Annotated in this window: 21 protein-coding genes and 2 tRNA genes; 6 read left to right on the top strand and 17 right to left on the bottom strand. The window is 37.7% G+C overall.

Translation table 11 applies throughout. The features are described from left to right. Positions 1 to 9 precede the first annotated feature (9 nt). The 3 genes from HQN86_RS14460 to HQN86_RS14450 are packed head-to-tail and all read right to left on the bottom strand — an operon-like array spanning position 10 to position 2,103. A complete protein-coding gene (locus HQN86_RS14460; RefSeq protein WP_172661616.1) occupies positions 10 to 996 on the bottom strand; it encodes a TatD family hydrolase in 987 nt (328 codons plus the stop codon). Between the two features lie 10 nt (positions 997 to 1,006). Further along, a complete protein-coding gene (locus HQN86_RS14455; RefSeq protein ID WP_172661615.1) occupies positions 1,007 to 1,717 on the bottom strand; it encodes an EboA domain-containing protein in 711 nt (236 codons plus the stop codon). An 11-nt stretch (positions 1,718 to 1,728) separates the two neighbouring features. After that, the gene (locus tag HQN86_RS14450; protein WP_172661614.1) at positions 1,729 to 2,103 is read right to left on the bottom strand and encodes a transmembrane 220 family protein; all 375 of its coding nucleotides are present in this window, start codon (positions 2,101 to 2,103) and stop codon (positions 1,729 to 1,731) included. 179 nt (positions 2,104 to 2,282) lie between these two features. On the opposite strand from HQN86_RS14450, the gene HQN86_RS14445 reads away from it, so the two are divergent. Next, a complete protein-coding gene (locus tag HQN86_RS14445) occupies positions 2,283 to 3,107 on the top strand; it encodes an NHL repeat-containing protein (protein ID WP_172661613.1) in 825 nt (274 codons plus the stop codon). Positions 3,108 to 3,114: 7 nt separating this feature from the next. Here the strand turns inward: HQN86_RS14445 and HQN86_RS14440 are convergent, their stop codons facing one another. From HQN86_RS14440 to HQN86_RS14390, 11 genes are all read right to left on the bottom strand, one after another. Beyond that, a complete protein-coding gene (locus tag HQN86_RS14440) occupies positions 3,115 to 4,533 on the bottom strand; it encodes an amidohydrolase family protein (RefSeq protein ID WP_172661612.1) in 1,419 nt (472 codons plus the stop codon). A gap of 9 nt (positions 4,534 to 4,542) precedes the next feature. Beyond that, entirely contained in the window at positions 4,543 to 5,145 is a 603-nt protein-coding gene (locus HQN86_RS14435; RefSeq protein ID WP_246269615.1) for an ankyrin repeat domain-containing protein, read from the bottom strand. A gap of 130 nt (positions 5,146 to 5,275) precedes the next feature. Next, positions 5,276 to 6,118: a helix-turn-helix domain-containing protein gene (locus HQN86_RS14430; RefSeq protein ID WP_172661610.1), complete on the bottom strand. Its 843-nt coding sequence runs from the start codon at positions 6,116 to 6,118 to the stop codon at positions 5,276 to 5,278. Between the two features lie 8 nt (positions 6,119 to 6,126). Continuing rightward, positions 6,127 to 6,585 carry a lipocalin family protein gene (locus HQN86_RS14425; protein WP_172661609.1) on the bottom strand — a complete coding sequence of 153 codons (459 nt, stop codon included), beginning with the start codon at positions 6,583 to 6,585 and terminating at the stop codon, positions 6,127 to 6,129. A 42-nt stretch (positions 6,586 to 6,627) separates the two neighbouring features. Continuing rightward, the gene (locus HQN86_RS14420) at positions 6,628 to 7,878 is read right to left on the bottom strand and encodes a hypothetical protein (RefSeq protein WP_172661608.1); all 1,251 of its coding nucleotides are present in this window, start codon (positions 7,876 to 7,878) and stop codon (positions 6,628 to 6,630) included. Positions 7,879 to 8,110: 232 nt separating this feature from the next. Further along, complete coding sequence (locus HQN86_RS14415) at positions 8,111 to 8,872, bottom strand: GLPGLI family protein (RefSeq protein ID WP_172661607.1); 762 nt, start codon at positions 8,870 to 8,872, stop codon at positions 8,111 to 8,113. After that, positions 8,869 to 11,595 carry a TonB-dependent receptor gene (locus tag HQN86_RS14410; protein ID WP_172661606.1) on the bottom strand — a complete coding sequence of 909 codons (2,727 nt, stop codon included), beginning with the start codon at positions 11,593 to 11,595 and terminating at the stop codon, positions 8,869 to 8,871. The genes HQN86_RS14415 and HQN86_RS14410 overlap by 4 nt, the downstream gene beginning before the upstream one ends. A gap of 226 nt (positions 11,596 to 11,821) precedes the next feature. Continuing rightward, positions 11,822 to 11,899 (bottom strand) — tRNA-Val (locus tag HQN86_RS14405). Between the two features lie 75 nt (positions 11,900 to 11,974). Next, a tRNA-Val gene (locus HQN86_RS14400) sits at positions 11,975 to 12,052 on the bottom strand. 114 nt (positions 12,053 to 12,166) lie between these two features. Continuing rightward, positions 12,167 to 12,892 carry a DNA repair protein RecO gene (recO, locus tag HQN86_RS14395; protein ID WP_172661605.1) on the bottom strand — a complete coding sequence of 242 codons (726 nt, stop codon included), beginning with the start codon at positions 12,890 to 12,892 and terminating at the stop codon, positions 12,167 to 12,169. Positions 12,893 to 12,895: 3 nt separating this feature from the next. Then, a complete protein-coding gene (locus HQN86_RS14390; protein WP_172661604.1) occupies positions 12,896 to 13,243 on the bottom strand; it encodes a diacylglycerol kinase family protein in 348 nt (115 codons plus the stop codon). 103 nt (positions 13,244 to 13,346) lie between these two features. Here HQN86_RS14390 and rlmF point away from each other — a divergent pair, with 103 nt between their 5' ends. Beyond that, positions 13,347 to 14,291, top strand: a complete 945-nt coding sequence (gene rlmF, locus HQN86_RS14385; RefSeq protein ID WP_172661603.1) for a 23S rRNA (adenine(1618)-N(6))-methyltransferase RlmF — start codon at positions 13,347 to 13,349, stop codon at positions 14,289 to 14,291. A 6-nt stretch (positions 14,292 to 14,297) separates the two neighbouring features. Here rlmF and HQN86_RS14380 read toward each other — a convergent pair whose 3' ends face one another. From HQN86_RS14380 to HQN86_RS14370, 3 genes are read right to left on the bottom strand one after another with little or no spacing between them, the layout of a single operon-like run. Continuing rightward, positions 14,298 to 14,606 carry a hypothetical protein gene (locus tag HQN86_RS14380; protein ID WP_172661602.1) on the bottom strand — a complete coding sequence of 103 codons (309 nt, stop codon included), beginning with the start codon at positions 14,604 to 14,606 and terminating at the stop codon, positions 14,298 to 14,300. 9 nt (positions 14,607 to 14,615) lie between these two features. Beyond that, entirely contained in the window at positions 14,616 to 15,902 is a 1,287-nt protein-coding gene (locus tag HQN86_RS14375) for a DUF2130 domain-containing protein (RefSeq protein ID WP_172661601.1), read from the bottom strand. A 10-nt stretch (positions 15,903 to 15,912) separates the two neighbouring features. Next, positions 15,913 to 16,581 (bottom strand): metal-dependent transcriptional regulator, encoded by a 669-nt coding sequence (locus HQN86_RS14370; protein WP_172661600.1) that lies wholly within the window; start codon positions 16,579 to 16,581, stop codon positions 15,913 to 15,915. Positions 16,582 to 16,702: 121 nt separating this feature from the next. Between HQN86_RS14370 and HQN86_RS14365 the strand changes: the two genes are divergently transcribed. The 4 genes from HQN86_RS14365 to HQN86_RS14345 all read left to right on the top strand — a co-directional run bounded on the left by HQN86_RS14365 (position 16,703) and on the right by HQN86_RS14345 (position 22,468). Next, complete coding sequence (locus HQN86_RS14365; RefSeq protein WP_172661599.1) at positions 16,703 to 18,982, top strand: TonB-dependent receptor; 2,280 nt, start codon at positions 16,703 to 16,705, stop codon at positions 18,980 to 18,982. A gap of 23 nt (positions 18,983 to 19,005) precedes the next feature. Continuing rightward, on the top strand, positions 19,006 to 20,148 hold the full coding sequence (locus tag HQN86_RS14360) for a putative sensor domain DACNV-containing protein (protein WP_172661598.1): 1,143 nt from the start codon (positions 19,006 to 19,008) through the stop codon (positions 20,146 to 20,148). Between the two features lie 407 nt (positions 20,149 to 20,555). Next, entirely contained in the window at positions 20,556 to 20,921 is a 366-nt protein-coding gene (locus HQN86_RS14350; RefSeq protein ID WP_048907523.1) for a PadR family transcriptional regulator, read from the top strand. Then, positions 20,921 to 22,468 carry a PspC domain-containing protein gene (locus tag HQN86_RS14345; RefSeq protein WP_172661596.1) on the top strand — a complete coding sequence of 516 codons (1,548 nt, stop codon included), beginning with the start codon at positions 20,921 to 20,923 and terminating at the stop codon, positions 22,466 to 22,468. Before HQN86_RS14350 ends, HQN86_RS14345 begins: the two co-directional genes overlap by 1 nt. The last annotated feature ends 5 nt before the right edge of the window (positions 22,469 to 22,473 follow it).

Genomic DNA, 22,473 nt, shown 5'->3' with positions numbered 1-22,473 from the left:
TATACCTAATTAGGAAATGATGATAGAATTTTTATCTATTCTTGGTTGTTGCCCCCCACGCAAAATCGAATTGCTTTCAAATTTCTGACTTTGATCGATGTTTTTAACTGAAATAAAATCGTTCTCATCAATTTGTCCACTTTGTGCAAATGCTGTTATAGCATTTCTGTAACTAACCAGTTCAATATCAGTAAGGCTAATTCCCGATTTTTTCATTAATGCCGCAGTTTTAGGTACTGCAAGTGGATCCGAAATGCCCCAGTCTGCTGCTGAATTGATCATGATTCTTTCAGATCCATATTGTTTTACCACCTCTACCATGCGCTCATTGCCCATTTTGGTAAAAGGATAAATGGTAAATGCGGCCCAAAAGCCTCTGTCCAGAACTTCCTTAACAGTTTCCTCGTTATTATGATCTACAATTACCGAATATGGAGAAAGTCCATGTTCTATCGCAATATCCATACTACGTTGCGTGCCTTTTTTCTTATCTCTGTGTGGTGTGTGAATCTGCACAGGCAACCCTGATTCTTTTGCCAGTTCCAATTGCAAACGGAAATATTTTTCTTCGGCAGCAGTCTGATCATCAAAACCAATTTCGCCAATACCAACTACCCCTTCTTTAAAAATAAAGTGAGGAAGTATTTCCATTACTTGTTCTGCCAGTTTTTCGTTATTGGCCTCACGAGAGTTTAAGCCTATGGTGCAATAATGCTTAATACCGAATTGTGACGACCTGAATCTTTCCCAACCAATAAGGCTGCTATAATAATCGGTAAAACTGTCTACTCCTGTACGCGGCTGACCCAGCCAAAAAGCCGGCTCTATTAAAGCTACAATACCTGCATCGGCCATAGCCTGGTAATCATCTGTAGTACGTGAGGTCATGTGTACATGCGGGTCAAAAAATTTCATCCCGCTGATGTCATTTAAATCAAGAGAAGTTTGAATTTTTTCTCCTTCATTTCTTTCCTGAAAATTATCATTACAGCACATAATTCAAAATTTATATTTTCTGATTTTTTTGTTCTATCAATTTGTATATCTCCGGATTAACAGTTCTGTGAGCGGCTAAACGTTCTTGTACATAGTCGCTTAAAGTATCCGATAATGCCTGGTTGGATCTCTCTTTTAATCCAATGATGTGATTAACGTCTTTCTCTGTAAAAAATGCTTTCAGCACCAATTGGTTCCATGCTCCTTCTGAAAGGAAATGAGCAGGGTATGGGTTGTGGTACATAATGGCTTCCAATACGGTGCCAATATTACTGCGTATTCCATCCTCACATCTGGCTACCCATTCTTCAGCATAAGCTAAAAATGGCAAGGCAGAATAAAGTGCAATTTGCTCGTTCATTTCAGAGGCAATAAACAACCCGTTTATCTTTTTGATATAGGTTTCTTTATGCTCATCTGGAACCTGCATCAATAGCCAAACACGAGAAAGCCTGTCGGCAGTCCACCCATTTAACGAAAAACCGGGTAGTAGCCCATCTATTTTTTCCTCATCCTCTGTCTGTACCTCTATCGGCTTTTTTCCGGCCAAACGTGGCAGATGCGAAAAGGCGAGGTTTAATTGCATTGATTTTTCTTCTGTCTTAATCAATTCAATCTTATTCTCCAACCACAACAAGGCATCACTGCTAAGGTTTTGTTTAATGATTTGCAGAAAAAGATCATTAAGGCTTTTTATCCCTTCTATATCTATCAAAAGCATGATGTTCTTTTTTATAAATTGACAGCTACAAAATAGTTGATGGCAAGTGCACCGCTTATAATCAGAAGACCAAAGAACTCTCTGGTTTTCTCTATATAAGGCTTGGTGGCCTGCATACTCTCAACTAAGCTTGGGCTTCGGTACTTCATTATCCAGTCACGCACTCCGTCTTTTGCAAAAAAGAGGATGATTGCGTAAATAAGATAGAAAGATATGGCAACAAGATATACGATGGGATAAAAAAGATTAAAAATGGCAAATCCACAACAAATGGAAGCCACCATATAGATAGGCACCCAAAGCCATGAGTCTTTGTCATTAAGGTTTACATACGCAAATAGTATAAACGCGATGCAAAAAATAGAGTTTAAAATGCTAAGTAGCATAACAATGAAGATTAAATTTGTGTGTGTATTTAATTAACAAATACAAATAAACAGATAATTAACTCGATTTAATAAGGTCGTATTGTAAAAAAAGAAATAGGGTACACAAAAATATTACTTTCAATGTGTTGGTTTTTATGTAATTTCATTGGTAAAGTCTCTATTTTAAGGAAATTGTTATGAAGAATTTTTTGAGTTTATCTTTTGTAATGTTGCTGGCTCTATGTGTTAATGCACAGCACAAACTGGAAAAAATATGGGAAACAGACAGTATAATTAATCTGCCTGAATCTGTATTGCCTGATGTTAAGGCCGGAGTATTGTATGTGTCAATAATGGGAAATAGCCCCGATAATAAGGATGGAATAGGTGGGGTAGGCAAACTGGATATGAACGGAAAGGTGATTAATCTGGATTGGATTACCGGACTTAACTCCCCAAAAGGGCTTGCAATACATGGCAGCAAAATGTATGTTGCTGATTTGACTGATGTGGTAGTGATCGACATCCCTACAAGTAAAGTTGAGCTGACTATACCAATAGAAGGATCTAAGTTCTTAAATGACGTTACGGTTAGCGATAAAGGCGTGGTGTATGTTTCAGATTCCCGGACAAAAAGAATCCATCAGATCATTAACAATAAAGACGTTGTTTATATGGAAAATATAGATGGTGTTAATGGACTCAAAGCAGTTGGCGACGATCTTTATATCGCTGGTGGGGGCAAGAACCTTTTAAAGGCCAATGCAAAGAAAGAGATGATCAAGATTGCAGGACTGCCTTTTGGTGGAGACGGAATTGAGCCAATTGGCAATGGCGATTTCTTATTCTCATGTTGGGGTGGTTATATCTATTATGTATCTGCCAATGGCACTTCCGAACTATTGTTGGATACGCATCTGGAAAAGAAAAACACTGCTGATATTGGATACGATCCGGTTAAAAAAATAGTTTATATCCCTACTTTTTACAAGAAGAGCATAATGGCTTACCAGTTAAAATAGATTCCTTCTATTGTGTACTTAATTGCTTAACTTGTTCAAGCATATCATCAAGTGTCTTTCTGTCAAGTGCTTTGCCTGCAGTTATCACAGCGAAGATCTTTTGAGTAGCACTTATATTGCTCAAAGGATTTTCGTCTAATAATAGTAAATCTGCTTTTTTCCCCTCAGCAATACTACCATACTCTTTTTTGCCAAGAAAATCTGGTGAATTGATAACAGATGCCTGTAAAGCCTGTAATGGGCTTAAACCATATTTCACAAGCAATTCTAATTCTTTATGGAGACCAATACCAGGGTAAGCGTAAGAATTTAGATAACCTGCATCCGTACCGGCTAATATTTTTACACCTGCTTTTTCCAGAAGCGGGAGTGTGGTTACGGTTTTTTCAAACAGCTGATGTCTGAAAGCAATAGCTTCTGCATCATCTTGCTCAACTCTTTTTACACGGCCTTCATAAGTTTTTTGTAACCCTTTTCCTATGTACTGCAGGTAGCTGTCATTTTTATAATTGTCTTTCTCAAAATAGGTAAGGATATAGTTTAGGGAAAGCGTTGGCGTAACATACATGCCATGCTTAGCCATATTTCTGTAAGTTGATAAGGCAGCGGTTTCATCAAAAGTTTCCATAACTTTTTGGTTAAACGCCTTACCTTTCAGGGTGCCTGCTGCAACTTCAGCTGAGATCTCTTTTTCTACTTTTGATCCGGCTTTAAGTGCATAGCCCAAATGCTCAACAGAACTTAAACCTGCATTTGCTATTTGTTCCATTGTTAAGGCACTTGGGATGTGTGCCGACACCCGATATCCACGCTTACGCGCTAGTTTTATAGCTTCTAAAAAGAGATCGGGTTTTAACGTATTATCTGTTATTTTAACAAAATCGACACGCATTTTTTGTAAAGAATCCAGGGCTTGCTCTATCTCTTTAGTATTTCCTACTTCAATATCACCTTTCCAAACAGATTTATACCCTTCTAGTTTAGGTCCAGAGGTGAAAATGGATGGACCAAGTAGTTTCCCTGCTGCAATTTCATCTCTCCATTGTAATACACTAGGGCTAATGTCAGCTGCTGCATCACGTATGGTTGTAATGCCATAAGCCAGAAATAGCGGTAACAGGTTCTTATTTTCATTGATTAAAGAATCGCCACCACCAAAGTGCATATGCATATCCCAAAGGCCAGGCATCAGATACTTGCCTTTTGCATCCAATATTTGTTTTGAATTGTATCCGCTGATCAGCTTTTCATTAAATACGTTAATGATTTTCCCATCTTTAATAGCTACGGCTTTTCCGGAAATTATTTTGCCTGTTTTAACATCAATGATATTTGCAGATTTGATAATTATATCAGCGTCTTTTTTCTGTGAGAATACACCAGAGGCCGATAAACAGAAGAGGATAGAGAATATTAGTTTTTTCATTAGGAAGTATTATTTCTTAGCTGCTTCTTCAAGGACAGCTGTTATTTCTTTAAAATTTCTTTTTTTGGCGTGGCTAAGTGCATCAACGCCTTCTTTATCTTTAATACTAATGTCGCAGCCGGCATTTACCAGAAGCTGAACAATTTTTATATACTTATCGCTTCCATCACCAAGAATAACGGCTTCCAGTAATGCTGTCCACCCTAATCGGTTAATATGGTCAATAGGATAGTTTTTGTCTTTTAGTAATTCAGTAACTATTGCAATATGACCCCTTTCGCATGCAGGTATTAATGCAGTACCATTATACCGATTAAATACTTTATAGTTAGCTCCCGCTTTTAAGCAAAGCTGAAGTATTTCGAGATAACCGGAAGCGCCGGCGTATAGAAAAGGGCTGTTTAGCATATTGTCTTGCTGGTTTACATTAGCTCCGGCATCGATCAGCATTTTTGCCAGCGTAATGCGATTGCTGTAAGTAGCATTCATTAAAGGTGTTTCCCCTTTGCTATTTCGCAGCTCAACGTTCTTATTTACAGAAAGCCATTGCGATAGCTTAGTGCTGTCGTTTGCCGCTATGATTTTGAAAACCTCTAATTCGTTTTGCTCCATGTTTTTTTTCTGCGAACAAGCATTCATCGCAATGCAAGTAAGGATTATGACAGATAAGATTCGGAAATTCATATGCAAATTTAGTTCTTAAAGCCTCAGCTAAATAGGACTGATTATCATAATAAGGGTACTAATTATTTGTTTTCCGAAATTGCTGAGGACTAACACTCGTATTTTTCCTGAAAAATCTGGAGAAATAAGAGGTGTCGTTAAACCCAAGAGAATAGGCAATCTCTTTAATATCAAGGTTTGTTAACGTTAGCATTCTTTTTGCTTCGAGCAAAATGCGCTCTCGAATAAGGTCTCCGGCAGTTATTCCTGATTTTTTCCTGCAAATCTGATTCAGATAATTAGCAGTAACGTGTAGCTCTGCAGCATAAAATGATACCTCGCTATGCGCAGCGTAGTGCTTATCGAGAAGTGCAAGGAAATTGTTAATCAGGCGATTGTCGGTAGTAGAGTCCTGCAGATCAAAGCAGTCTGAATACCATCTTTTCAATAAAATCAATACAATTTGTAATCTGGTTTGAATTAGTTCAGTTTCAAATTGTCTGGGGGTAGTCAATTCCTTCAATATTAGCTCTAGCTCCTGAACAAGATCCGGGTATTGATTATTTTTAAGGGGCAGAACAGGAGAGGACGACAAATTGAAAAATGGCAACCTTAGACTCCCGGGAAGCATAAACTTCTGCGAAAACATTAACTGATAACCAGATGTTTTTTCTGAGAGCTCCCATTGGTGGGCCTGCCCGGGTGCAAGGAAAAACACCATTTTGTTATGAACGATATGCTCTTTAAAATCTATGGTATGCGTGCCACTACCCTGATCTATAATAAGGAGCATGTAAAAATCATGCTTATGCGCATGAGGAATGGAGGGCATGTTAATAGGATCGTGGCGTAGTAACTTAAAGTCTTCCCCTGTGTAAGGAAGTTTAAAGATCTGTTCGATGCCCACCGTAGGTAATAACATACCTTATCCTAGTGTAACTTAACGTAGGTTTCTACGATCTCATGGTTAACATTCAGGCTATCTATTTTTTCAATACCACGTTGCACCAATGTATCATTACTTATTTTTAATGTAAAACTGAATTTCAGATTTTCCCAATCTCTAAAGCTGCAGTATTGAAGATGTTCTTCGTATTTATCTCCATTTAACGTATATGTGCCACTACCCGCATCGAAAATAGCTCCTTTGCCCTTTCCTTTGTTAACATCATGCTTGAAAAAGGAAAAATGAGTATCATTAAATTCTTTAATCATCTCCTGATTTTCTACAGGAAAAGTATTTGCGGTATCACCTTTGGTTATCACTTTTGCGGATATAAGTTTCCAGGTTCCGTTTATAGATTGCTCAGATGATTTTTTGGTTTCTGTCTGCCCAGAACAGGAGGCTAATGTAACTGCGGAAAGGATGATTAATTTTAATAGTTTCATGGTTTGATCTCGTTAGTTTCAACGTTATTTAAATATAAATAATTATTTTATGATCGTACTGAATGCACTCTCTTTTAAGGCTAACACATCTTCCCGTTTTATAAAATGCTCATCAGATGTGAATATCAAATCAATTTGACCTTTAAAATAAGTTGTAAACAGAGTTGTTGGATTACCGAACGGAAAAATTGTTGAAGGGGATTGCAAAGATTCGATTTCAAGAGCACCATATTTTTCGTTTATGCTTACTTTTCCCATGTTTGAAAGGGTAAAATCATGGGCTCCTTTATCAGCCTTGGCATATCTGGTCATTCTTGGTAAAGAAGGCAAAAGGCACTCGCTGTATAGCAATACGGTATTTACATTCATCTCATCTATTTTTTTTGCCAGGCCATTTTTAAATTCACGGGTTTGGTTCCAAAAACCATCGGTTTTTTTGTTCGAAAGATTGAGCCCAACCATTGCCGGAAAAGCAAAGAGCATATTGCTTTTAACTTCTGGCAGGAACTTCCGCATGTCTACTGCGCAATAAAGTCTGGAATGCGATTTTATGGGTTTAATTTCTTTAAACCCTCTTAAAAATGCCACACTTAGTGCATCGTGGACAGAAGCCCCTTCAGATTTGCATTTTTCAATAATTAGGGAAGATTCTTCTTTGCTAAGTTTCCAATGTAAAAAAAATGGTTTTTCTCTTTTAATCTCTTTTTTAAAGGCCACCGCAAGTAAGGCAAGCTTTGCAACTTTAGAAAATAATTGAATCTTTAATTTGTTTGCCTTGCTTTCCCGGATTTCGGGAGGAATAAAATCCTGTATAGAGGAAAAGGGTTTATAGGTACCTATTTCTTTTTCCGGATCTCCTAACAAAGACAACGTTTCATCCATAAGGTTCAGGATAGATCTGCCATCACATATACAATGATGGCCCACAACAATCAGGTCAGAAACACTTTCTGATTTTAACCACACCAACCTAACCAAAGTATCATTCTTAGTGTTAAATGGGGTAAGGCATTCTGTGATAGATTCCCTTTCCCAATCCTGGTCTGTTTGTCGGTTAACTATGCGGAGGCCGATTCTTTGAACCGGATTCTGTTCAACAAAATAAGGGATACCTGCCTCATCTTCCCAAACATTACTGCCTAGCAATGGGTGCCTGGCTTGAATCTTTAATAGTGAGGCATGTAATTCAGATTCCTGAACCGTACCTTTAATTGTAACAGAGGAAACAACATTCACAGCTGTTTGGCCGCCTGCATACATGGTCCCTTCAATTAAAGATAGTTTTCTTTTCATTTCATCTAGTTGCGCTATTATTAGTAAAAGTACTAATAATGACAACTAAATAATTGATAAGTTATATTATTCCAAAGTCCATGTTGAGTCCATGGTAAGTCCATGTCTAGTCCATGTTTTTCGGATAAAAACATGGACTTGTACTGCAACTTGAATGAAGCCACATCGGGATTTAGTACTGTTAAAGATAACGGGGTGTTTAATCGATAAGGATGGATGCAATATTACAACTTTATAGCAAAAGTCCTTTAAGTTGAACAATTGCATGATCTCCCTGGTTCGTTAACGCTTTCATAATCTCATCATGCATTTGTTCATTATTTACGGCCTTGCCCTTTTTTGGTGGCTCAATAGTTTTCGGATCAATATTAGCTTCTGTAACCTTGGTTGCAAACCAGGTCACATTTTCATGTGGAACAGCAACACCCAGTATCATTCCAGGCAGTCCGTTGAAGGACTCGGGACCACCTGGTATATGAATCTCTTCTGTGTAAAAAGCAACCACATAGATAGAATCGAGCATCAGTCCGTTGGCTCTTCGACATTCATAACCAGCAATTATTCGTTTTTCCTCGGTCATCTTCCATTTAATTTTCCGCAAGTTATCCTTCACAAGATAAGTACGTTCATAGAATTCCTTTTGAATGGTGCTCATTCCATTTTTCAAGTCAGAAAATACAATATTGACCTGATTAGCCATTGGGGTATCATACCACCAATGAACATTTTTTGCGGCCACAGGCATAAAAAGAGAACTACTGGTATTAAACGTCAAGCTACTCTTCAGTACCCTGAATTGAGGCTCAGTTTGCAAGTACTTTTCATAGTAAACTTTATTCTCCGTACTGTGTTTTGTCACTTTCTTTTTGACCAGTGCAAACATATTCATGGTTCGTTCAAATTCTATTATTCCGCTGGTAACAAAATGTTTATTTTGAGCAGAAATACTTTTTGTAGTGAACATGCAAATCAGTAGAATAATTAACTGTTTCATGGTTGTTGTTTTTGAAGTGATTTACCAAACTTTGTAAAGTCCCAGGTTAAAGATAGAATGAAATATCTGCGTATGGTTGTATTTCTTGACTCAGTAAAGCCATTTGCTGAACTGTAACGTTCATATCCTGTATTTTGGTTAAACAAGTCATTTCCTCTGATCATCAATTTCAGATTTTCCTCTTTAAGGAAATTCTTTCCAAAATAAGCATTGGCAATAAGCCGCTCAAAATCACGGTTAAACAACTGATTTTTGGCCATGTAGTTGTATTGCGCATCTGCTCCTATAAAAAAATCATAGGGAAGTTTGGTATAAAAGCTGGCACTGCTAAAAAAACCTTTCCTGTTATTATTCACAGATTGCAGCGAGGATGAGCTGACCACATAATTTGATCCTATACTAAAACTATAGGAATATGTAGCCCTATTTTTACCTATGTCGATTTGTGGTTTATATTCTACCGTACTGGTCTTGTTCAGCGTATTGTTTACATAGTTAAAATAGGTATTTCCATTAACGTTAAGGCTAATATAAAGTATAAAATCAAGCTTTGTGGCATGTCCATATAGTTGAGCGAACATGTTCCAGTAATTGGGCCTGCCCTGGCTTAGATTTGAGTAACTAAGAGTATTTACTCCAGCTGAATCAGTAACTCTGTTACTTACAATTGCATTAGTAGTAAAGCTGTAATTTCCGTTAAAGTTGATTCCCTGATCTAGGGTTGGCTGATAGACCCGGTAATTGTAAGAAAAGCGGTTGCTGAAGGAAGGTTTCAAATCCGGGTTGCCCAGACTTATGTTTAGCGGATCACTATTCTGACGTAGCGGCTGTAATTGATAGTAAGAGGGCTGATTGGTGCTTCCATTGTAGTTTAAAGAGAGTGACGCCGCCTTGCTTAGCTGATAGTACAGATATGCCCCCGGCTGGAGGTTGATGAACTTGCGATCCATCACAAAATCAATAAATTGATCCTCCTGTTTATAGCTGGCATCTGTAAGACTGGCACTTGCACCTGCGGATAACTTGCCTGATGAATAATTTGCACTTAAACTGTATAAACTTGTCAGGTTTACCAACTTAAAATCGCTGCTAAATGCAGAATCAAGCTCTTCGTACCGGTTGTCATCCGATAGATTGAAAGATCTCCGGTCGCTGGTGTTGATACTTCTGGAAAAATTATATCCTGTGGTAATCGAAATAGCTTTAGTTAGCATATCAGTGTACGAAAAACCGGCCGAAAGCCTGTTTGTATTTGAAACAATGGGCTTAAACTGATCGATGGTACTTGTACTGTCTAATAAACCCAATTCATTATAATAGCTCAATTCAGACCTCAGATTGCTTTTGCTATTGCTCCGATCAAATGAGCCCCCAGTGTTAATGGAAATACTCCTGCCTTTCTTTTTAAGCCGTTTTGTATACTTTGCGTTGGCTGTAAAGGATTCAAATGTGTTCTCACCTATTGTTGAATTTGTATTTGCATTTTGTAGAATACCATTGCCTCGCAAGGTCGAACCCGTTTGATAACTTTTGTTATCGCCTTTGTTGCTGTACGTATTAATATAAGTATTGAGATCTGCTGTTGAATCAATTTTAGAATCGAATCTGCCATTGAAGGACTGGTTAAAGTTGTAACGGTGATTCATGCCATCGCTGCTGCTTGTATTAAAATTACCTGGCAGGTTGTTTTGACTTATAGTACTGGAAAGGGCATCGGTAGTCAATGCACCTGCTTTATAGTCCACGTTGATGGACTGCTTGTCTTTGTTCCATTTATTATTGTAATGCGCACCGGCGTCACGTGCCAAAGGAATCCCATTGCCCCCATAATCACCCTGACTATAACCACCGCCAAATTTGTTATTATCTTCTCCACTCAACCCCACCTTTCCGGTATTGCCAATATTCCCATAAACCGAGACCTTCTGTTTAGGACTGAATTTATTCGCCATGAGTTGAGCCGTATAATAGCCATCCGTGCCGTAACCAGCGTCGGCTTTACCGAAAAGGCCTTTTTTCTTATCCTCTGTAAGTATAACATTGATCGTCTTAACTTTTACACCATCTTCAATACCTGTAAGTTTTGCCTGTTCACTTCTCTGATCGTAAACCTGTACTTTGCTTACCATATCGGCTCTTATATTTTTAGTTACCAGAGAGGGGTCGTCACTAAAAAACTCTTCACCGTCTACAAGGATCTTACTTACAGTTTCGCCCTGAAAAATGATAACACCACTTTGATTGATCCTCATTCCTGGTAGTTGTTTCAGCAGGTCTTCTACCTTTGCGTTTTTTTGCGTTGCGTAAGCAGCGGCATCAAATTCTGTGGTATCACCTTTTATTTTAATGGCAGCTACCCTCGCTTTAATAATAACTTCATTAAGCAGTTTCGATTTTAAGATCATCCCGATATTTCCAAAGTCGTGTACCGGATTTGCTTCATCTAACGTAAAATGTTCAGCAAAATCTGCGTAATCCGGATAAGTAACCATAATTAGAAATTTACCCGGCCTTAGGTTATTAAGTTCAAAAGCTCCCTTATTGCTATAGGTGAAATTTTGCAGAATCGAATCCTGATCATCAAGCACTATAACTGTTGCTTCGTGAATTTTAACAAGTGTAGTCGTGTCGATAACCAAACCTTTAACGGCAAAGGAATTTTGTGCGGCAGTGGGAACAGTAAAGATACAACAGACAGCAAGCAATGCGAGCAGAATTTTCATGAGAGCATATTTGGTTAACCCAATATATAACTAAAAAGTAAGTTTAAAAATTCTTCCAGATGCATTCATGTGCTTTACAGGCATTTAGATGGAACATAAATCAATAATCACAGAAAAGTTACTTCCAACGGATTTTACACTAATTTATTCTGGTATTTAAAAGCGAACAAGGAATTGCGAGGGCAAAAAAAAAGGACAACTCCGGAATTATCTAGGTTGTCCATTATGGTGGGAGATACTGGGTTCGAACCAGTGACCCCCTGCTTGTAAGGCAGGTGCTCTGAACCAGCTGAGCTAATCTCCCCTTAGTTCTACTCTTTTGTTTAAAAAACCAGCTGAGTAAGCTGTTGTTAATAACCTTCGAATCCTCGTTAGGTTTTGGTGGGAGATACTGGGTTCGAACCAGTGACCCCCTGCTTGTAAGGCAGGTGCTCTGAACCAGCTGAGCTAATCTCCCCTTTGGTTCTACTCTTTTGCTAAAAGGCCAGCCGAGTAAGCTGTATTAATCCCTAATTGTTAGGGAGTGCAAATATACACCTCTAATTTAAAACTCCAAAACTTTTGTAATATTTTAAGAGAGTACATCCTCTAAAACTTGATGCGAACGAATATCTCCAAAAGATGCCGTATGTAAAGTGTAGTAAATCAATATTTTATCTAAAATGAATCTTCTTGTTTTATTTTCTAATTTTATTTGATTTATTTTTTCAAAAGGTGAAGTAAACAGGGAAATAAAGAGAATTGCATCAGATTTTTCCAAATAGTGGGGGTGTACAGGGAGCATCGACTTAAATTCTCCTTCCTGTAAATCAAAATAACTCTGGTCGCTTTTAGTTTGCATACTGGGCGCAAACCCCAAATACCTTGATAGTTTAAGCAAAAATGCAAGGTGGAAATTTACGTTTGTTTCGCTGTTTTCATCGAGCCAGCAAATAGCACTAAATATAAAATCAAATAGATGCTCATCTGCCATTTGCTGTCTTATGCTCTTGTACAATACTTCATTTAGGAAGATTGCCATTGTACTTTTTATGATATCATAAGGAATACTACTAAAAACAGGAGATGGCCTGAGTTCCGAAACACGCTGTATACTAATATTGGTTTTATGATAAACCACCATATCTACAAGATGCAATGGCTGGAGCATATTCATTCTGATCTTTGCCCTGGGTTTTTTAACGCCATTGATCATGTACGATTGGATGCCAAACTTTTCGGTAAAGATTTGTACAACTACACTGCTTTCACTATAGAGTGTAGTTTTTAAAACAATCCCCCTGGTTTTATGCAACATGACCTAAAAAATTTTAGGAATAAAGATGATCAAGCCAATTATAGCTGCACCAATAGCTGCAATCAATACACCCCCGGCAGCTGCATCTTTAATGATCTTTGCTTTGGGATTAAAGTTTGGCGAAACCAAATCAACAAGTACTTCTATAGCCGTATTCAACAATTCTGTTATTAAAACAATAGCGGCAGCGGCAATTATCCAAAGCCATTCATTTATAGATAATGCAAAATACCACCCGGCAATGGCCGTTACAAGGAGGGCCGCAATATGAAATTTAAAATTAAGCTGTGTTTTAAAGGCATAACCAATACCCGAAAACGCATACCCAAATCCCTTGATAAACTTTAGCATAGTACCTTCAAAATTGAAAAATTATACATGCAAAGTACGTCATGCTTTCTAATATATCCAATTGTTTACTCAGAACGCTTAACTTTGGATAATTTTTATACGAATGTCAGCAGAAAAAACATCCCTCCATCCACGAAATAAACATCGCTTCAGGTACGATTTTCCCGAGTTGATTAAAAGCTATCCGGAATTGAAAAACTATGTTGCAGTTAATTCATATGGAGACGAATCTATATATTTTTCTGATCCTGAGGCTGTTAAAAGTCTTAACAAAGCACTTCTTAAGCATTTCTATAGTATTTCGTATTGGGATATTCCGGCCGGATATCTTTGTCCACCTATACCGGGTAGGGCAGATTATGTGCATTATCTGGCAGATTTGCTTGCTTCTGTTAATGATGGGATAATACCAACGCGAAAATCAGTTCGAGGGTTAGATATTGGATTGGGTGCTAATTGTGTTTATCCGATTATTGGTCATCAGGACTATGGTTGGAGCTTTGTGGGGAGCGAAATAGATTCCGGAGCCATAAAAGCGGCTAAAGCAATTATTGCATCAAATCCGGAACTGACAAATGCTATAACTTGCAGGCCACAGAGCAATAAACATCATATTTTTAAAGGGGTTATCAAGCCAGAGGATCTGTTTGATTTCACCATGTGTAATCCACCTTTTCATTCTTCTGCCGAAGAGGCTCAATCTGGCACAAGACGGAAATTGCAAAATTTGGGTAAGCAAAAAGGCAAAGAGGTAACACTGAATTTTGGGGGACAAAATACAGAGCTTTGGTATGAAGGAGGGGAAGTCGGATTTATTAGAAAAATGATAGAGGAGAGTGCTTCTTTTGCAAATCAATGTCTATGGTTCTCGACCTTAGTTTCAAAGAGCAGTAACCTTCCTTTTATTTATAAAGCGATTCAGAATTTTAACGCATTTGAAGTTAGAACAATAGAAATGGCACAAGGACAAAAGATCAGTCGGTTTGTGGCCTGGACGTTTATGGATTTTGAGAAACAAGAAAACTGGCGCAAAAGCAGATGGTTGTAACTGGATTTAAGTGAAAATAGTGACGCTCGCCTTCTTGTTTTTGTAAGCGCCAATTTGTTCTCCAGTGGTATAATCTTTAAAGAAAAGTGAATCACTTTCTTTAAAACGCTTTTTTAGCATACAATACAGATGAAGGCATTTAATCCAATTTAATGCTGTTGGTTTATCCTTAAGGATTTCAGGATATACATATACCTCGTTTCCTTCAATCCTTAATAGATTCTTTTCCTGAAGCTCTTTTACATTTGCAATAATTTTGGCCGTTTGGGCGGCCAAATGAGCAGTCTGTTGTACTTTCTTTTTCGCGTATATCATAAGCCAGATTTATTCTAACAGTAAAGGATCCTCTTCGTCATCTGTAAGGCTTAGCTGTATACTATCTGTTCCGGCAATGCCCTCAATTGAACCTCTGATGTGTGCTGCATTTAGCAGTACTTTTTCTAGTTGCTTTTCTCTGGCTTTCCATAGTTTTTCCATAGCATCGCGTTCTCTTTGGATAGATAATTTCATGCTCATGAAACCTTCTCTAATGGCTTTCCATTGCTCAGAGAACTCATTGCTGGTTAAATAATCATACAGCATATGCATTTTATCTCCACGGTTTTCTTGAGATTTTGAAGCGCTGAACAGCTTCACAATTCCATCTCTAAGGATATAGGAAACGGCTTTAACTTCATCAAACGAACAGATCCAAACACCATCTTTTTCGCCGAAACAGTCCATTCCTTTTGGATAGGTTTGGGTAACTATAACTGCAACATCAACTCCCATACTGCGCATGTCTTTCTTTAATTTCTCAATCCATTCCATCGAGAAATCTTTAGTGCGCTTACTTTCATAGATAATTTTACCGCATTCCTGCCCAAATTGATTTCTGACATGATGAACGCAGTCGGCTCCTCTTACTCCTTTACCTACTTCAGATACCAGATCAAAAGGGAATGCATTTCTAAGTAATTCTTCTAAAATTAGTTCTTGTACTTCGCCTTGTAACTGCATAGATCCTTGTTCTGCTTTACGCTTCATCTCTTCTGCCAGTTTTTTCTGATCGTCGAGCTGTTTCTCCAGTTCTTTTACCCTCAGTTGATGTTCGGTCTCTTTTATGCTGTTTTTTTCGGCCTCTTGCTTTCTGATCTGTTCCGTCATATCAGCGCGCTGCTCTTGTAGTTTACGCTGTAGCTGAAGCTCCATTTCTTCTTCCTTTTGCTTCATTGCCTGTTCCTTTTTCAGGAAATCAAGCTCTTTAGCGCGGGCAGATTTTAATTTTTCTTCGTTCTCTTTGTTGGCATTATCAAGCATTTGCAGCTTGTTTTCGAAATCTGTTGCTATACTTTTGCGCAAGCTTTCTTCGAGCACGGTTTGTAGCTGCTTTTTTTCTTCGCTTAATTTTTGCTCATAAGCTGCCGCTTGTTTTTTTTGCTGCTGCTCAAAAGCAAGTTCCTGCTGTTTTTGCAACGCTTGAAATTCATTTTGCTTTTTAGCAAATTCATCTTCCTTTTGTTTGGTAAAGGTAACCATCTTCTCTCTGAGGTCTTTTTTATATTCCTCAGCCATCACCTCTTCAATGGGAAAAGTATGCGCGCAATTAGGACATTTTATTTCGGTTGACATATAATGGGTGTTATGGAAGTTGGTTAATAAATAAACTTTCTGCAAATTTCATAGATACGCTTCTGGGCTCTTCGTTTTCAATCTGAATATTCAATGACCCATCAAAAGCAATCACTTCAAGTACTTTTATCCTGGTACCAATGGTTATCTTCAATTTCTCCAAATATTGAAGAAATAGAGTAGAAGTATCTTTAACAGCTGCCACTTTGCAGTTTTGGCCAGCATTTAACTCTGATAATAACGTTTTTGCAATGGCGGGCATGTCCCCGTTTGCTTTTGGAATTGGGTCGCCATGTGGATCAAATTCCGGGAAGTTAAGAAACTCTTCCAGCTTATCTACCAATTTAGCTGATTGTATATGTTCCAGTTGCTCAGCAACTTCATGGACCTCATCCCAGCTAAAATCCAGTTTCTCATATAAAAATGTTTCCCAGAGTCTGTGCTTTCTTAAAATGGCGATGCCGTTTTTTCTGCCGATATCTGTAAGTAATATTTTGCCATACTTTTTGTAAGTAACCAGATTTTTCTCTTTCAGCTTTTTTAACATATCTGTGGCAGTAGCAGGTTTAACACCTAAATAAGCTGCCATTTCATTGGTGCCTGCCTCGGGCCTTTCTTCGTTCTGAAAGCTCAGTTTTAATAAGGCTTTTAAATAGTTTTCTTCTGTATAAGATAGCATAGTACAAACTTATCGCTTTATAAAGGAAATAAAAATAATAAATGTCAAATTATATTTGTTAGACTAATCTAACTTTATTAGTTTTGTTGAAATTATTTAACTATTAGATTAATATAAAAATATGTTTAGCAAAACTTTACTTTCAATTCTTTCTATGTTGTTTGTTATTAATGCCATGGGCCAAACCGGAAGCATTAGTGGTAAAATTATTTCTGAAGCGCTACCCTTAGCTCTCGTAAATATTAAGATAGAGGGGACTCAACTAATCACTCAAACTGATAGTATGGGGAATTATACACTTAGTAAAGTTAAATCGGGCACTTATAGGATTCAGGCATCGGCAATAGGGTTTAGGAAAATGGTTAAAACCATTACATTAAGGAACGATGAGTCATCAGTTTTAAATTTTGATCTCAGCAACCTTCAAAATGATTTAGATGAGGTTGTAGTTACGGGAACTTTAAAGGAAGTAAAGAGATTGGAGAGTCCGGTTCCGGTAGAAGTCTATACGCCAGGGTACTTTAAAAAGAATCCTACACCTAGTATTTTTGAGGCGCTCCAGAACGTAAATGGAGTAAGGCCACAGCTAAACTGCAATATTTGTAATACCGGTGATATTCATATTAATGGTCTTGAAGGACCTTATACCATGATCTTAATTGATGGAATGCCAATAGTAAGTAGCCTTTCGACTGTTTATGGACTTTCAGGAATTCCGAATTCACTGGTAGAACAGATTGAAATTGTTAAAGGACCTGCATCGTCTTTATATGGTAGCGAGGCAGTTGGAGGCTTAATCAATATCATTACAAAAAAGCCTGAAAATGCACCGCTGCTCTCTGCAGATTTTTTTGCCACCGATTATCAGGAATACAATGCTGATCTTGGATTTAAATTCAACCTCGGGAAAAAGGCCATCGCATTAACAGGGGTGAATTATTTTAAATATGGCAATCCGGTAGATCACAATCATGATAACTTCACAGATGTGACGCTTCAGGATCGTATCTCTGTATTCCAGAAATGGAGTTTTGAAAGGAAAAACAAACGAATATTTACGCTTGGCGCAAGGTATATGTATGAGGACAGATGGGGAGGAGAAATGCAATGGAACAAGTCATTTAGGGGAGGAGATCAGGTTTATGGTGAAAGCATTTATACCAAACGCTGGGAATTAATTGGAAATTATCAGTTGCCGGTAAAAGAGAAGATATTTCTGGCTTTTTCGTATAATGAACATAATCAGGATAGCAGGTATGGAACAACATCTTATATTGCCGAACAGAAAATAGGGTTTGCCCAACTTACCTGGGATAAGAAGATTCACAATCATGATCTTTTGCTTGGGACAGCTTTAAGGTATACTTTTTATGATGATAATACTGCGGCAACCACTGGCCTTAACCAGGAGATTGCAAAAAATACCTGGCTCCCGGGAATTTTTATTCAGGATGAAATAACACTAAGCGCAAAGCATAAATTTCTTGCAGGATTTAGGTATGACTATAATTCTGTTCATGGAAATATTTTTACGCCCAGGGTTGCTTATAAATGGAGCATAGATGATAATAATATTCTTAGATTAAATGCAGGGACCGGCTTTAGAGTGGTAAACATCTTTACTGAAGATCATGCTGCCTTAACAGGAGCCAGAACTGTAGAGATACCGAATGAGCTTAAACCTGAAAAGACATATAATGTAAATCTTAATTATTTAAAGAAAATATATACAGATAACGGGACTTTTTTAGGTCTTGAAGGCTCAGCATTTTATACTTATTTTAACAACAGGATCATAGGCGATTTTGATACAGATCCTAATAAGATTATTTATGATAATTTAGATGGTTATGCCGTAAGTAAAGGATTAAGTGCTAATGTTGATGTGGCTTTTAACAACGGACTGAAGGTTATAGTTGGGGCAACTTATCAGGATGTTGCCAGTTTTGAACATGGAATTAAGAAGCAACAAATTCTTACAGAAAAATTTTCAGGAAACTGGGCCATTTCATACAAAATCAAACCATTTAATCTTGCTATTGACTACACAGGAAATGTTTACAGCCCTATGCGTTTACCATTGCTAAGTGATCTTGATCCAAGGAAAGAATTTTCACCAGTCTGGAGCATACAAAATATTCAATTCACATTTAGTGGATTCAATAGATTTGAACTATATGGTGGAATAAAAAATCTATTAAACTGGACTCCAAACAAAGGCAATCCTTTCATAATTGCGAGAGCTAATGATCCCTTTGATAAACATGTGGAACTCGACAAAAACGGCCAGGTAATGGTTACTGCTGAAAACCCATATGGGCTTACTTTTGATCCAAGTTATGTTTACGGCCCGAATCAAGGAATACGGGGATTTTTTGGCATTAGATATACAATTAAATAAATCGAATACCTTAACTTTATGGCATGATCTATCAATCTACCTATCAGGCAGCACGGATTATTGCCCCTAAAGTTGAGGCTATTTTTGCCGCACATCTTGCTGCTGCCAGAGATAGTGGAGAGGACGATCTCGCACCTTTACCTACAGCAGATATAGTTGAAGCTATAATTGATGCGACTTTTTGGGCAAGTTTACGTAAAGAAGAAGGACATTCTCCAAAAATATCATTGGCATTTTTACCTCCGCAGCAAGCGGGCAACCCATTATTATTTAAAAATAGATTGCCTTTAAATCCGGGCACCTTAACTAAGCTGGCACCGGGCATAGAGCGTGCGGGGATACATCTTGGCGTTTGGGAAGAGGATGGGGCACTTTATATTTGGGGAACTACCGTTAGTATTCCTAATTTTTGTTTTGTACTTGATGTTTCTGAACCTGCATTGCTTGTAATTAAGCATAGAAGGATTTATGGGTTTGGAAAATTTACAAACATTGCAGTTCTTAAGGGTGACCAGGTCAAAATGGTTGACGGACAAAGTACAAGTGTACCGGATTGCCCGCCAATGCTTTTATCATTGCTGGATCTTACCGCCCCTTCTTATTGGAATGATTCTGTTAATGTACTAATCCAGCTTGCTGTTTCTATGAGGGCACATGGAAGAGGGGGGACTTTGCTGGTAGTGCCAGGTGAAACCAGTAATTGGTTGCAATCCATTATCAAACCTATTCAATATTATGTGCAGCCGTCTTTTACAGGTCTATCCAAGTTGTTGCAACAAGATCGTAAAGAGGCTAGTCAGATTTTCTGGCAAACTGCATTGAAAAGAGAAGTAGAACATCTTGCGGGTTTAACTGCGGTGGATGGAGCAACTGTTATCAGCAATCAATATGAACTGCTGGCTTTTGGAGCCAAAATAGGACGGGCAAAAGGAAAGGATAATGTTGATGAGATTTCTTTTTCAGAACCGATAACCGGTGGTGATGCCGTAGTAATCCATCCTTCTAAGGTAGGCGGAACAAGGCATCTTTCAGCTGCTCAATTTGTTCATGATCAAAGAGATGCTACAGCATTAGTTGCTTCTCAGGATGGTCATTTTACCATTTATACCTGGTCCGAATATCAGGATAGGGTACAGGCTCACAGAATAGATACGCTGTTGTTGTAAATTAAGAAAAAATAATTGCGCCAATAATAACACTTAGAAATAGAACGATCATTACAATCCGATCTGCATCTATCCATTGTTTTCTGGTCAATTCTTTAGGGGGTGCCTCCTCTTTTCGCCTGGCGAATATATTAAATAAGGAAAAAGTTTTTGTTAACATAGATAGATGGTTTTCAAGTAGATGTATTGATTATTGCAAACTGTGAGCCAAATTAGCGCTTAGAGGGTAAAATGTTAATAACTTTGATTTTTGGTTGATATCTCTACTCATATTTTCCGTTTTTCAGTTATATTCTACTCTTCGTTTTAAAATTATTTATCTGTAAATCAGAAAGATGTACCTTAAATTTGTTTTTATATAGTACTATGTATTGCATATTACTATATAAAACATATAACTTTGTATTATGATAGCAGAAAATACGCAAACGCAAATGCGAAAGGGCATACTGGAATACTGTGTGCTTCTTATCATATCCAGAGGTGAAATTTACGCCTCGGATATTATAGCTGAGTTGAAATCAGCAAGATTGCTTGTTGTTGAGGGGACATTGTACCCTTTGCTGACCCGCTTAAAAAATAATGGCTTGTTGAGCTATAATTGGGTAGAATCTACCTCTGGTCCACCCAGAAAATACTATTTGCTTACAGAAAAAGGCAAATCTATACTTAGCCAACTCGACGCTACGTGGCAGGAACTGTCGTACGCAATAAATACTTCAAAGAAAGTTGCAGATAATGATACCAACGACCAAATAAATATTAATAAGTAATGAAGAAGACACTCAACATAAATATTGGCAACTCCATCATTCATATAGAAGAGGACGCCTATGAAATGCTTACAGTTTACTTAAATGAAGTAAAACAGCATTTCGCGAAGAATGCAGATGATTTTGAAATTGTAACTGATATAGAAAATAGAATTGCAGAGATGTTTGCAGAAATATTGACCAATCAGCAAAGGCAGGTGATTAATATTCAGGACGTTCAGATAGTTACTGCCCAGATGGGTTCAGTTAAAGATTTTGAATCGTCGGAAGAAGAAGAAGAGGAAACTCAAGAGTACGCTAGCCCTCCTCATTTTAGTGTGAAAAAACTTTACCGAGATACTGATCAGGCAATGATTGCTGGTGTATGTTCTGGCTTGAGCCACTACCTTGATGTAGAATCACGCTTGGTTAGACTTATCGCTATTGCTACAATTTTTCTGGGTGGATCTGGAATATTAGCTTACGTTGTATTGTGGATTATGATACCGAGGGCTGTTACTAAGGCTGAGAAAATGACAATGAGGGGCGAGGAGGCAAACTTAAAAGGATTTGCTAATAGTTATCTGCAGCCTTTGGTGCATCAGTCCAGAGGCTTTATAGCTGAGTTTCTTGATGTTTTGGGTAATTTTATTAATGGAACCGGTAAGGTTATATTCAAAATTATTGCTGCTGGTATTATTGCTTTTGGATCATTAATTATCTTATTCCTTATTGTAGCCCTGGCAGCTTTATTAGGTATGTGGGATTCAAATGTTTATCAGATGTTCCCGCTCAACATTATAAATCATGAGTATATAACTGCATCGGCTATTGCAGCCTTTTTGGTTTTTATGATTCCGGTTTTAGCGCTGGTTCTTTTTTCTATTAGGGTAGCTTTTAACAGCAGACCAGTTAATAAGTCACTTTCATTTGGACTATTGATAATCTGGCTTGCAGGAGTAGCAGTAACTTCATTTTATGTAGTTAAAATTGGGTCTGAGTTTAAAGAAGGTGCTGAATTTACACAAGTGAGTGAAGTAAAACCATTTCAGACGTATACATTAAATATTGATAGAACAAGATTCTTTACAAAAGAAGACAGCTTACGTTACAGCATAGATCCAGGAAATTATAATGGACGCAGAATTTTAACTGATCTTGATCATAACTTTGATGCGCCAAGAAACATCAGGTTAAATATTGAGAAAAGTGAAAATGGAAAGCCCTCATTAAGCCAATATTATAAAGCGAGGGGTAAAACCTTTGAAATGGCATTAAAAAATGCGCAGAATATCCACTACGATTTCCTGCAACATGATTCTTTGCTAACCTTTAGCCCAATGTTGCAATTTGTTAAAGCAGGTAATTGGCGCGGACAAGAGGTTGAGCTTACATTAAAAGTTCCTGTTGGAACCAGGTTAAACATAAGCAAAAACTTTAGCCGTTATCTGGATGGTTATGGCTATTGGGATTGTGATCATGATTCAAACAGTGAGTTCACCGTTTGGAAAATGACCGACGCCGGTATCAAATGCGAACACGAAGAGACAGAAAACAGCGGGGAATAATCCTA

It is taken from the genome of Pedobacter panaciterrae (genome assembly GCF_013204795.1).
GTDB lineage: Bacteria > Bacteroidota > Bacteroidia > Sphingobacteriales > Sphingobacteriaceae > Pedobacter > Pedobacter panaciterrae.
Note: the sequence above shows the minus strand (reverse complement) of the source record. Positions and strands in the feature narration are given on the sequence as shown.